The organism is Roseivirga sp. UBA1976 (assembly GCF_002336325.1).
Classification (GTDB): Bacteria; Bacteroidota; Bacteroidia; order Cytophagales; family Cyclobacteriaceae; genus Roseivirga; species Roseivirga thermotolerans.
In genome coordinates, this window is the sequence record NZ_DDDQ01000132.1 from 1,518 (window position 1) to 14,245 (window position 12,728).

Sequence of the window (12,728 nt, forward strand, 5' to 3'; positions counted from 1 at the left end):
GTATAGGCCATGGTGTCTGTGCCATGCAAAATCAGAAAGCCATCGAAGTGGTCGTAGTGTTCATAAACCAGTCCGGCCAAAAGTTGCCAATGTTCTACCTGCACATTGGATGAGTCAATTGGTTCGCTAAAACTCACTACCGATATATTAACCTGCAATTCCTTAATTACAGGTACTCTATTCAGTATCTGCTCAAAACCACAAGGTACCAGGGCTCCTTCTTCGTTCAAGTCCATTCCCAAGGTGCCTCCGGTATATATAAGGAGTATGTGTGCCTTAGGCTTTTGAGTAAACTCAAAGTGCTCTATGTTTTTTACTTTAATCATGGAGTTGGAAAAGTTTTCGGGCGTTGACTGTAGTTTGTTCTATCAGGTCGGTTAGGGACACTTGACGGTAATCGGCCAGTTTTTGGGCAATTACATTGAGATATGACGGCTCGTTGCGCTTGCCCCTATAAGGTACCGGAGCCAAATATGGACTATCGGTTTCTAAAACAATTCTTTGGGCATCCAGCTCCGGCACTACTTTATCCATGCCTGCATTTTTAAAGGTTGAAACCCCTCCCAACCCAAGGTAAAAACCCATATCTACAATGCGTTGTGCTTGTTCGACCGTGCCGTTGAAACAATGAAACACACCAGTAAATTCTTGGTCTTTCATTGATTCCACCAGATCGATGGTCAAATCGAGAGATTCGCGGCAATGGATTATAATGGGTTTTTTAAGTTTTTTAGCCCAATCGGCCTGTATTTTGAACGCCTCTATTTGCTGATCTTTAAACGTCTTATCCCAGTAAAGATCGGTTCCAATTTCTCCAATCGCTACAAAGGGTCGCTTATTAATCCATTCTTCTACCACATAGAGTTCTTTCTCAAAATGCTTATTCACCGAACATGGGTGTAATCCCATTGTGGCTATACAAAGGCTTGGGTTGCGATGCTCCAATTCCAACATGGCATCTATAGAGGTGTGGTCTATGTTGGGCATTATAATTTTTTGAACACCAACTTCTTGTGCCCTTTCTAACACCTCACTAATATCTTCTTTAAACTGCTCTGCGTATATATGGGCGTGAGTTTCTATCATTTCAGAACTTTCTTCCTTTCCAACTTACTTTACCGAAAATGAGAATTCTCAGCAACGCAAAAGTATCTAAAAGACTTATAAAAAAAGGTTCACCAAGCAATAGTTTAAACGCTCCTGCCGAACGATGGCTCACTTGTATATACTTGACCAGCGAGGCTCCATAGGCATAAAGAACTATAAAGAGTGCCACCTCTGGATGGAAGAAGAACATTAACAAAGCCACAGGAAGCCATAAGCGGGCAAAAAAAGCCGGTATGGCCAGCAGCCAATGATGAGTAAAGACTCCGTTCATCCACCGGCACCGCTGCACAATTATCTCTGTCCATGTGGCCTGGGGCAGTGTGTAGGCACTCCCCTGTCCATCGATGAGTTGCAGCGTAGAAAGCCCTGCTTTCTGAAAGCGCTGCAACAACCCTAAATCTTCCACATCGGTTGGGCCAAGTGCTCTGAATCCTCCAACCTGATCGTAGGCCGATCGTCTAAAGCCCATGTTATTGCCAAGTATGGATATAGGTCGAAAAGTATCGGCCATAGCCTTCATGCTGTGTAGCACTATCTGCCAATCGAAAGCCTGAATTTGTGCACGGAAGCTATGCGGATCTATACGGGTATAACCGCTTACTAATGGACTGTGTCCCAAGGCCGAAACCATGCTCCTTAGCCACCCCGGTCGGGCTTTCATATCTGCATCAAGAATTACAATATACTCATCATCGGTAGCATCAATGAGCTGATTGAGCACATTGGCCTTGGCTATAAGCCCATCTTTTTCATGAGTAATTTCGATCTCTTTAATAAAAGAATAACTACTTGTATAACCGGCTATTTTCTCTGCTGTGCCATCTTCGGAATTATCATTCCCTATCAGGAGCTGCATTTGCTCACGGGGATAGTCTTGGCGAATAAGAGACTCCAAACAACGATCGAGATTCAGCTCTTCATTTCTGGCACATATGAGCACCGACACATGTGGCCACTCGTTGGGCTGCTGAGAGACATTCTTAAATCGAGTACTAAAAAGTAAAGTCAGTACCAACTCAGTAAGTATGAGCACCAGATATACCAATGTAATCGCAACTATGAGCATCGTCATAGCGCTTTGAATTGATATCCGGCCTGCTTAAAGTAATCGATGTACTTGGGCAGCACCTTTTTGAGGTTTTTCTCTGCCTTCAGGTTGTCATGAAAAACCACAACAGATCCCTTTCGTGTAGCCTGAATTGACTTCGTAAGAATTGTTTCGGCACTGAGGGATTGATCATAGTCTTGCGTAAGCACATCCCACATCACCACTTTTTTTTCTTTAAGCAAAGGTTTGCGCTGAGCCCGCGTGAGTCTGCCGTAGGGTGGCCTAAACCATTTAGATGATACTTGCAATTGCTGCATGGTTGCATCACAGGCCTGTACATCGGCCAAATAGGCACCTTTGGGGGTGTTCTTACCGTTCAGATGGTGTTGGGTATGGTTGCCCACCGTGTGACCCTCACTTATAATTTGCCGGAAAATACTGCTATGCCTGGCAATATTTTCTCCCACACAAAAAAAGGTAGCGTTGGCCTCATGAGTTTTTAACTGTTCCAAAACCCACTCCGTAAGGCCGGGAATGGGACCATCGTCAAAAGTTAGATATATGTGTTTTTCCAACGTGTTTACCCTCCACAATAAGTTGGGGAAGGCATAGGGCGCAAGAAAGGGTGTTCTAAACGGAAGCATTGTTCACCTTACAAGATAGAAAGGTAAGATCGTCTGAAAAGGTCTTGCCGGCATTGAACGTATTGAGCTCGGTTAAAAGCTTCTTGTGCAGTTCTTCCAGCGGAGTGTCGTAGTTTTCTATGAGAAACGATTCCAGCCTTTCATTGCCAAACTCCTCTTCATTTTCATTAAAAGTTTCAGTGACACCATCGGTAAAAAGAAACAGCGAGAAGTGTTCCAAGTTTTCAACGCAACCCATATCTATAAAAGGCAGTGGCTCAAAGGCTCCTAAAACCGTTGTTCCTGTGGTAAGACGCTCTATTTTGGGCTGCCCGTTCATGAGCAGTGGCGGATTGTGCCCTGCATTTATGTAACGGAGGTTTTTCTTTTCATAGTCGTAAACCGCCAAAAAGAAAGTAATGAAGTTTTCTCTATTGGCATTTACACAGAGCTGATAGTTTAACTCTTTTACCACATCTATGGGATTTTCGGCTGTGCGCGAAATGGTACGTAGCACTGCCTGAAAATTACTCATGAGTATGGCTGCAGGAATACCCTTACCGGAAACATCGGCTATACATACCACAAACTGATTTTCATGTTCGAGGGTAATGTAGTCGTAATAATCGCCCCCAACTGTTCTACAAGGCTGATAGTATGCCTCAATGTGAATTTTATCGGTGGCCGGAAGGTCTTTGGGAAAGAGATAATTCTGCACATTTTTGGCAATTTCCATATCGCGCTGAAAGGCCTGCTGTTCCAGTTGCTTTCTGGCCAACCGCTTATTCTCAATGGCCACAAGCATAATATTACTCAACGCCTGAATAAAGGTGGTATCTACATTAACTCCTTCTCCTTTAGACTTTATAAAGACAAAAGCCAACAGCCTGTCTTTGTGCAGAACAGGGATAATGATTTCAAACTCATCGAAACAAGGCTGTTCTAAAGACACACTTTCAATAAACGTGGGTCTTCTCACCTGAAGGCAAGCCTCTCCCATGGGGATTTTAGTGAAATCTTTGGTGGTTCCAAACTGCACTTTACACTCCCAATCTTCTTCCATTACAAACAGACAAAGTTTTTCCATTTGAAGGTTGGCCCGCAGGGTAAACTCATAAATTTTGTATAGATCTTCTTCGGGCAGGTTGTTGTTTACAGCCTGCGTAATTTCCAACAGGGCATTAACCTCCAGTTCTTTCTGGTAAAACTTGGTTTGTAAAGAGTCTTGCTTCATAAATTAGCGACCATTGTGAGCCAAAAGACCCGTTTTTGTGGCCAGGTAATAGTAGGTTTTATATTCTTTTTCAAAGTTCAGCTGATCTTCGAAAACCTCATCGTTCATATTAAAAAAACACTTGATATAGCCTTTTTCGAGTAGGCTTTGCAAAGTAGCTTTTAATTCCTCCTCTTTAAGAGTGAGTTCTTCCAGCAAATATGTATATGGCTGAACGAAATAAAGCTCATCCATCACATCAAATTCAGCATCGGTCATTGTCATAGTTCAGGGTGAATAAGTTCTTCCCTTCCACTCAAATTTCCTAAAGTTAGCGGCAAGTCCAAAATAAATGGCATAGAAGGGATATACAATAAAGCAAAGGAGAAAATAAGGGAATGGAGTTTTGAAGGCGTATGCTTTACGTACTTTTCGTATAAACAGAAATTCTGCCAGAAGCTTGGCCAGAAGCACTCCCCACAACCAACTACCGGTGGAGTTGGTTAGCACCGGCAAAATAGGAATACTAAGTGTAGCACACTGAACCAGAACAATACCCAGAGCCGCCACTATGGTGTTTTTTCGTTTGTTCTCTTTCCACTTGCTAGCCCAACGTAAACGTTGTTCCCGAAAAACCTGCCAATTGGGAGCAGCAGCGGTAGTAACCAGCACCTCCGGCAAAGCACAAAACACTACGCCTTTGGGATGCTTCATCTGTACCTTTTGTAGCAACAGCTCATCATCGCCCGAGGGAGTGGTATTTATATTATCAAAGCCTCCAACTTCATTGAAAGCAGCCTTCCTGTAAGCCAAATTGGCACCATTGGCCATGGATGGTTTCCCGTAATCGGTCATCACTTTAGTGGCACCAATCAGGGCGCTGAATTCTATGGACTGCATTTTTTGCCATAAGCACTCACCGGTTAGCATTACAGGACCCAAAACCATTTGCACCTGCCCTAGCCCAAATGGAGCTGCCACGGTCTTTAACCAATTAGAAGACATTGAGCAGTCTGCATCGGTAGTCACCACAATCTCATTTTTAGCCGCCTCAACGCCCTTCTCAATAGCTGCCTTCTTACCGGTTTGTTCATGGAGGTGAATCAAGCGAAACACACTGTTTTCAGCAGCACAGTAATTATTGAGCCACTCTGCTCCTGCATCGGTGGAGTGATCGTTTACAAAAATGACCTCGAAATCGGGATGACTCTGCTGCTCCAAACACTTGACCAAATGGGGCAGGTTGGCCACTTCATTCCTGAAGGGAACAATAAGACTTGTTGCCGGAGGCTTTGAACCTCCACTATATTTCGCCTCTACCTTGCTCCAGTTTTTCAGAGCAAGTAAAACGAGTAAAATGTAGGTGGTAAGAATAAGCCCTATGGCCAGCATGCTGCAAGATTGCTAATCTGCCACAAATTAAAAACCTTCGGAAAAAACCGATTCCGTATATTGCCCTTGTGAAAGACAAGGCCGTTCAGGAGAAAATTGTTTTAGGAATAGATCCGGGCACAAGCGTGATGGGTTATGGCGTATTAAAGGTAGAAGGCAAAAAGCTTTCGTTACTCCAATTTGGCGTCATCCACCTGAAGAAATACGTTGGCCACGAACTCAAACTCAAGAAGATTTTTGAGAGAGTCACCACTATTATCGAAGAGTTTCACCCCGATGAAGTGGCACTGGAAGCCCCTTTTTACGGCAAGAACGTGCAATCTATGCTCAAGCTCGGACGGGCGCAGGGCGTGGCTATGTCGGCTGCTCTGGCGCGGGAAATACCCATTACTGAATATGCCCCAAAAAAGGTTAAACAATCGGTCACGGGCAATGGCAATGCCTCTAAAGAGCAAGTAGCAGCTATGCTGCAAACCTTACTAAACATAAAGGAGCTACCCAAAATGCTCGATGCCACCGATGCACTTGCCGTGGCAGTTTGTCATCATTTCCAGAATGGTCAGGCCCAAACCCGTTCGGCCAGCTGGAAGAGCTTTATTAGCGAAAACCCGGGACGGGTGAAGTAAGACGCACCATCAAGTGGATGGACTAAAAAGACTCCAGATTGTATTGCATGTATTCGAGCACAACTATGGTGAGGTTATAAGTAAAGTGAGCCAACATGCCATATACTATTGTGCCATACCTTTGCCTTAACCATCCAAATACATAGCCTAAAGGTATCAACCACAGAAGACTTATGATGGAAAGGTGGGAAATTCCAAAAACTATGCTGGTTACCACCAGTGCTGCCTGAGTACCTGCCATAGCCTTCATATGGGTAAAGAAGAAGCCCCTAAAAGCCATTTCCTCAAAAATAGCAGGCACAACAGCCACAAATAAAAAGGCATAAGCAAATCCATAAATGGTATATTGAGGGAAATCCCACTCAATACCCAGCAAATTGAAGTTAATAAAATCGGCAAAATAGTGAACCAATACCGCAGCGGGGACAGCACAGATAAGAACCAGTCCAATCACCCCGGGGTCAATGGGTTTAAACACTAGCTTCAATGCTTTCTTTCCACTCAGGTATGCAAACAATAATGTTTGTGCAATAAGGAGAATTTCTACAAACTCAAAATCCTCCTGCCATTGGTCGAGAACAGAAGTAGTCTGATAGACCACGAGTATTAGCAGCAAACTGGAAACATACCAGATAATGATTCGAAGCTCTTTGGATTCTAATGGGCTTCTTTGACTGTCTTCTATTTCTTTTTTCTGACCACAGTGGCCACAAAAACGAAAATCGTTAAAATGCTCTGCCCCACAATGCTGGCATGTAAGCAAAGGACCTATCGGAGCTCCGTCTGTCATGAAATGCCCAACTCTTTTAATTCGGCCTTCACCTTCTTCACTTCAAGCCCCGACTTTAACCCACGAATGAGAAGACTAATGATGAGTATCTTCCAGACGATCCCTCTAAAAATTGCACCTTCCAACACAGCCTGAAGGAGTATAATTGTACCGTAAACGATCAAACCCGTGAGGCTGGCACCAAAAGGTTCTTTATCGCTCCAAATGGCCAAACCAAAGTAAACTATGGCCAAAACCGAAGAAGCAATGAGAGTTGCCATATCATCAGCAAAATAACCTAGTATTAGACCGGCCAAAATATTGAGCACTCCTAGCGCTATCAGTGTGTTTTTCGATTTCTTCACCTCTTTTTCAACTACATTCAAAAGCCTCTTTTTGGCATCGATGCGCCTCTGAAATTTAGCCTTTTCTTCCTCTGTTCCGTTTTGCGGATAACTACAATGCGAACAATAGGTAGCAGTATCATCTATGGTATTTTGGCAATTTGAGCAGACGTGGGCTGCTTGGTCGAGCGTGGTATCTTGATTTTCCAAGTGAATAGTTTATTGTACCTAAATATGCTAATGTTCCTATTAAAAGAAAATTAAAATTAGGGTTACTTACTAAGGAGGCATGTCTTCATATTTTGCCATTTGTGGAAGCACAGCTTTTTGCTCGAGTAGTCTGTTTACATCTTTGTAGTCTAAAGGAGTAACCCTAATTAAAATGTAATGATATACGAGGTTACAGCATTAAAAGAGTGGTTCTCAATCCTACTCTCCTTTTCTTAGCACTTCAAAAGTTCTTATAATCTCGTTGCCAGAATCATCGACCAATACTAACCTGTGTCTGCCGTTCTCCGGCTGCAAGGCCATTACGTGCTCCGACTGTGTGGACCCTAAGTATGTGCCATTGAGGTGCCAGTGTACTCTGGCCAACCGACTTTGATGGGTAGCCTCAAATATGACTTTACCAACCTCACCATCTTGTTCAACCGGCAAATAGAGCGATGCATTTTGCTCAGGATATATCATTTCCATAGACTTTAGTGCAGTCAGGTTTGTGCCGCAACCGGGCCAAAAAGGAGGCAAATCGGCATAGGTAGGATTCTTCATTTTGAAATAAAAGGCCTGTTTGGGAGGCAAAACAAACCAGGGTTTTGTAATTAACTGGTCGGTAGGAACACAACCCGCATTTACCTGATGGCTCTGTGCCTTGTTGAGATGAACGAGCCGATTGTATGGCGAAGCGGAGGTGCGCAAACCTACCTTTGGAATCCACACCGTATCTACCTGAGCCGAATATGGCGAAGCCAGATGTCCGCTTTGCCGGTCTATGGCTGCGAGAGTCATCTCGGCCACTGGCATTCGAAACCAGGTGGTTTCGGGCAGTCTATCGAAAATATCGAACATAATAGGAGCAGCAGCTTTAATACCCGTAAGCCCGGGTCGGCCTTCGCCATCGGCATTACCCACCCACACGGCCACTACATATTCAGGGGTAATGCCAATGGCCCACCCATCGCGATACCCAAAGCTGGTTCCCGTTTTCCAGGCAATTTTGTGAGAACTGGAATACATTTTCCAAGCTGCATCTTCTGCCGGCCTGTAAACTTCTAACATGGCCTGAAAGGTGAACCAAATGGAGGCGGCCGATAGATGAGGGCTTTCTGTTCTTATTTTGTCTGAGCCTGAAGTTGCTCTGTTATTACCAGCTGGTGAAGCTTCTAAGCCTGCAAAGGCCTGATGATTGGAGGCATGGCCAAGAGTGTTGAAATGGCTTAGCGTTCGGGCCATGCCGGCATAAATATTTGCTAAGTCCCAAAGTGTGCCTTCCGAGCCGCCAAGAATAAGTGAGAGACCGTAGTGCCCTGCCGGCTGAGTGAGTGTGGTCATGCCCAAATCCTTCAGTTTCTGATAAAATTTGGGATAACCGTATGTTTTAAGCATTTCTACTGCCGGCACATTGAGGGATCGTGCGATGGCCATATCGGCATGAACAGCACCATCGTAGGTTTTGGTGAAGTTCTGGGGAGCAAAGTCACCATAAAATACGGGGACATCGGGCACCAGGGTTTTAGGAAGAATTTGCCCTTCACTTAGCAAACTGGCGTAGAGCAATGGTTTTAACAAACTCCCTGTACTTCGAGGGGCCTGAATTACATCTACAAACTCCTGATGCTCCCTACCTGCACCTTCCACATTACCGGCATAGGCCAATACCTTATTTTGGCGAACATCGAGTACCAAAGCAGCCGCATTGTTTATGCCATCGGTTTTTAGCAATTGGTGATGTGCCTTGAGTACACCCACCACACTCTTTTGCACATGCATGTCTATACCTGACTTTATCTGCCTGCCCGAGTACCCCCGCTTTACCAAAAAGTCTGTAAAATGAGCCGACCATTGTGGAAGCTCTTCCGGCTTTTCCGGCACAGGTTCGGCCAAAGCAAGCGAAAGATCGGTAGCCGATAGGTGACCTAATTGGTGTAATCGTTCAAGCAATCGATCTCGCTTGGCCTTGAGCGGTCTGATACTTTTGCCGGGGTAAAGCATGGCAGGTTGATTGGGCAACACCGCAAGCAAAGCCGCCTCTGCCCATGAAAGGGTTTGGGGGCTGCGTTCAAAATAACGCCAGGCTGCCGCATTTAACCCTACTGTATTGCCCCCAAATGGCGCATGTGCAGCATAGAGTTTTAAAAGTTCATGCTTGCTGTAGCGCAACTCTAACCGTGTGGCCAATATCATTTCCAGCATCTTCTCCCATACGGTTCGTTTTTTCCCTTTACGGTGTAGCCTCACAATTTGCATGGTGAGGGTGCTGCCTCCACTCACCACCCGGCCGGAAGTAATATTTTGTTGAATGGCCCGCCCCATGGCTAGCAAGTCTACGCCAGGGTGTTGGTAAAACCGCTGATCTTCGAAGGTAAGGAGTGCAGTAATGTACTTCTGAGGCAGTGAATCCAGCGGAGGAAAGCGCCACTGCCCATCATGAGCAATTCTGGCAGAAAGTAAGGCTCCATTTCTGTCGTTTACAACAGTGGCATAGGGGTCGTCAAACAGTTGCTCGGGCAAAGAGAAGTAGTAGATCATTCCTAAAAGAAGACCTACTACAAACAGCAACTTCTTATGCTTCCTAAGCCTTTTCAATGTTAATCTGGTTTTCAACTGCCGAATATGTTCAGTGCCTGACGGCTAATTCACCCGCTTTACTTCTACCCATCGTCCCGCCTTTCTCCCATAAATAGTATGATCATACATGGCCTCTGCATTGACAGACGGCAGGTAAAACTTACCGGTATAAGTGGCGTTTAGGTTTACCCTAAAGGTTTTTGATTCATTGGGCCTTAGGTCGAAGTAAGTATACACCCGGTCGTCTCGTATGTCTCGGTAGGTGTAGTTTCCTCCCTGAGAAGTTCCGGGTATTTCGTTCAGTCTATCGTTGAGTATTTCCCAACCGGATGGAAACACCTGGCTTAAGGCAATATCTCTGTATATGCCACGGTTGCCCGGATTAGACACTTTTACTTCAGCATAAAAATCCGTTCCCTGTTCCATTTGAGACGGATCAATGGGGTTATTTCCTCGGTCGAAATAATTTACTTCTAAGCGAAGGCCAGAGCTACCATCTTTTTCTTCTCCCACAAGCGGCTGTCCTTGCTGTATGAGGTGGACAAACAGCATAGATTCTCCGGTATTACTAAGCTTCAACCTTCCACTCTGCTCCTTGGCCGAAAGAACAATTTGCCTGATGGGTTTACTGGTAGCAATGCGCTGATTGCTGCCGGAATTGACCTGATACTCGGCTTGCAGACTCCTGCCAAAGGCATTGTTATTTATGCCTACGAACTTTATAATAGCCAACAAACTAAAAGCGGTCGTTTGAGTACTTAGCCATTGGTCTTCGGCCAGTTCGGAAGCCACAGAGCGCAGCAAGTCCATACCCTCCTGCTGCATACCCATTAGTCCCATGGCCTCCAGAATCATTGCATTATCGCGTAGTAGCGAACCATAGAAGTAATAGGCAGAGCGTTTGGAAGCAACTTTTGGCAACTTGCTCACCATTTCCTGGGCTACTTGTGGCTTACCGGCCAGGGCATAAGCAGCCGCCAATCTCCATTTGGCTTCCAGGCTCAGCCCTTCATCTTCTCTCAGTCTGTTCATGGCTCCAAGCTCCGGTGCCTGAGCTTTAGCAAGGGTATAAAGCCTATAGGCTTGTACAGCATCGTCATTATATCTTCCGTAGCGACTCCAACGCCTGGCTTGCTGACTTTGATAGGCCTTCCAGTTGGTAAGCAGAGCCGAAGGAATGCTATATCCTTTGTCTTTGGCTTCCAGTAAAAAGTGTCCGGCATAATTGGTTCCCCAATCATTGTTATCGCTGTTGCCCGGCCAATAGGCAAAGCCTCCATCGGCTGTCTGAAAACGGCCTATTTTCTCAACAGCATCGATCACATTTTTTCGAACTTCATTTTGCCTATGCGGTTCTAGCTCCATCACATCATTTAAAAAGAGTTGAGGAAACACCGCTGAAGTGGTTTGTTCTATACACCCATGGGGATAGCTAATCAAATATCCCAGTCTTTTCTCCAGGTTTATAGGCGGAATAACAGAAAGCTCAAGTGTTGTACTGTTCGTACCTTGCATGCCAATGGCTGTAAAACTCTGCTCCCAGCTCTCTCCGGGTTGCAATGCCGCCTGATAGAGATTGGTGCTCATGGGGTTAGGATTACGCACCTGAATTTCTATTGAATGTCTGGCCGTTTCTTTACCCGATTTTGCAAGTATTTCTATTCTGCCAACTCCAAGTTCCGGCTTTACCTCAAGGGCGAAATTGACTAACTCATCGCCCAGGCCGGAAAACCTAACTGTTTTGCTGGCTCCTTCTTTGAGCAGCAGTGGGCCACTCACTTTTAGCTCAACCTCTGCCTGCTTCACAAAATCTTCCAGAGCAAAGACACTCACAGGAAGTTGCAATTGTTCGCCCGGCCCCAAAACACGGGGCAAGGTACCTAACACCATGAGTGGCTTGCGCACAGGCGTGGCCTTTTCTGTGTGGCCATAGGCCCCGTTGCCTCCTGCCACAACCATGGTACGCACAGAACCCACATAGTTGGGCATGTCTATGCGGTGGGTAGCTGTTTTTCCTTTTTCCAACCGAAAGGGGCCCAGGTGTTTAACCACAGGTTTAAAGCGATTGGCTTTGGAGTTTTCCGGCCTCATTCCGGAACCATCGCCTCCAAGAGCTAACAGACGAGAAAGGTCTCCACTGTAGGCCCCAATTACGTGATCATAAACGTCCCAGCTCTTTACACCCAGAGCCTGACGCGCATAGAAGGTATGCCAGGGGTTTGGGGTTTGAAAGCGCGTAATATCGAGCAATCCCTCGTCTACCACCGCAATGGTGTATGTCATGGGTTTTCCGTTTGCTTCTTTCACATTTACCTCAAAAGACTCCTCAGGTTTGAGTACATCGGGCAAGGTGATCTGCGGATTCAGCACCGTTTGTTCGTTGGTTACCTGAATGGGAACTATACCGTATAAGCGCATGGGTAAATCATTTTGAGTCTGGGCATGCGGCTGCAATAGCGTGGCATTGACGTATGCATTCGGAGCCATATCCGGGGTTACCTCAAAGCTGAATTCATTGGCTCCGCTTTTGGTTTCAAGCCAATGAGCATCTATTACACGACTGCCGTTTTCTATGCTCACTAAAGCCCGGCCTGTATTACTAGCCGGAATTCGGACCGTCACCTTTTCCCCAACTTTATACTCTTGTTTATCGGTAGAGAAATTGAGTAGCGAAGCCCCTCCCGGTCGCTGATTACTATCGGCCCACCCCGGCCAATCGAAGTAAGTGACCGAACCGGCCGAGTGACCCGATTTCGGGTCTCTCACTCTAATGTAGTATCTGCCCCACTCATCGTTCGGTATATTTAAATGAACCTGAG

At 45.6% G+C, this 12,728-nt stretch carries 12 protein-coding genes; 1 reads left to right on the forward strand and 11 read right to left on the reverse strand.

The annotated features are described in order from the left end of the window. From B3763_RS12920 to B3763_RS12950, 7 genes are all read right to left on the reverse strand, one after another. Nucleotides 1–326: asparaginase domain-containing protein (locus tag B3763_RS12920; RefSeq protein WP_286747064.1), on the reverse strand; the 326-nt coding region annotated here is incomplete at its 3' end. After that, nucleotides 319–1,086, reverse strand: coding sequence for a TatD family hydrolase (locus B3763_RS12925; protein WP_286747066.1), 768 nt, complete (start codon nt 1,084–1,086; stop codon nt 319–321). The genes B3763_RS12920 and B3763_RS12925, both read right to left, overlap by 8 nt. Nucleotide 1,087: 1 nt before the next feature. Continuing rightward, on the reverse strand, nt 1,088–2,173 hold the full coding sequence (locus tag B3763_RS12930; protein ID WP_286747068.1) for a glycosyltransferase: 1,086 nt from the start codon (nt 2,171–2,173) through the stop codon (nt 1,088–1,090). Between the two features lie 2 nt (nt 2,174–2,175). Then, nucleotides 2,176–2,799: a polysaccharide deacetylase family protein gene (locus B3763_RS12935; protein WP_189630447.1), complete on the reverse strand. Its 624-nt coding sequence runs from the start codon at nt 2,797–2,799 to the stop codon at nt 2,176–2,178. Continuing rightward, nucleotides 2,786–4,012, reverse strand: coding sequence for a GAF domain-containing SpoIIE family protein phosphatase (locus tag B3763_RS12940; RefSeq protein ID WP_286747070.1), 1,227 nt, complete (start codon nt 4,010–4,012; stop codon nt 2,786–2,788). Before B3763_RS12940 ends, B3763_RS12935 begins: the two co-directional genes overlap by 14 nt. Nucleotides 4,013–4,015: 3 nt before the next feature. Next, on the reverse strand, nt 4,016–4,270 hold the full coding sequence (locus tag B3763_RS12945) for a hypothetical protein (RefSeq protein WP_286747072.1): 255 nt from the start codon (nt 4,268–4,270) through the stop codon (nt 4,016–4,018). A gap of 9 nt (nt 4,271–4,279) precedes the next feature. After that, nucleotides 4,280–5,383, reverse strand: coding sequence for a glycosyltransferase (locus B3763_RS12950; protein WP_286747074.1), 1,104 nt, complete (start codon nt 5,381–5,383; stop codon nt 4,280–4,282). 68 nt (nt 5,384–5,451) lie between these two features. On the opposite strand from B3763_RS12950, the gene ruvC reads away from it, so the two are divergent. Beyond that, on the forward strand, nt 5,452–6,009 hold the full coding sequence (gene ruvC, locus B3763_RS12955; RefSeq protein ID WP_414707137.1) for a crossover junction endodeoxyribonuclease RuvC: 558 nt from the start codon (nt 5,452–5,454) through the stop codon (nt 6,007–6,009). A 22-nt stretch (nt 6,010–6,031) separates the two neighbouring features. On the opposite strand, the gene B3763_RS12960 is transcribed toward ruvC, so the two are convergent. The 4 genes from B3763_RS12960 to B3763_RS12975 all read right to left on the reverse strand — a co-directional run. After that, complete coding sequence (locus B3763_RS12960; protein WP_286747076.1) at nt 6,032–6,799, reverse strand: type II CAAX prenyl endopeptidase Rce1 family protein; 768 nt, start codon at nt 6,797–6,799, stop codon at nt 6,032–6,034. Next, the gene (locus B3763_RS12965) at nt 6,796–7,332 is read right to left on the reverse strand and encodes a hypothetical protein (protein WP_286747078.1); all 537 of its coding nucleotides are present in this window, start codon (nt 7,330–7,332) and stop codon (nt 6,796–6,798) included. Before B3763_RS12965 ends, B3763_RS12960 begins: the two co-directional genes overlap by 4 nt. Before the next feature lie 219 nt (nt 7,333–7,551). After that, a complete protein-coding gene (pbpC, locus tag B3763_RS12970) occupies nt 7,552–9,927 on the reverse strand; it encodes a penicillin-binding protein 1C (protein ID WP_286747080.1) in 2,376 nt (791 codons plus the stop codon). Nucleotides 9,928–9,972: 45 nt separating this feature from the next. After that, a partial coding sequence (locus B3763_RS12975; RefSeq protein WP_286747083.1) for an alpha-2-macroglobulin family protein occupies nt 9,973–12,728 on the reverse strand: 2,756 nt, incomplete at its 5' end.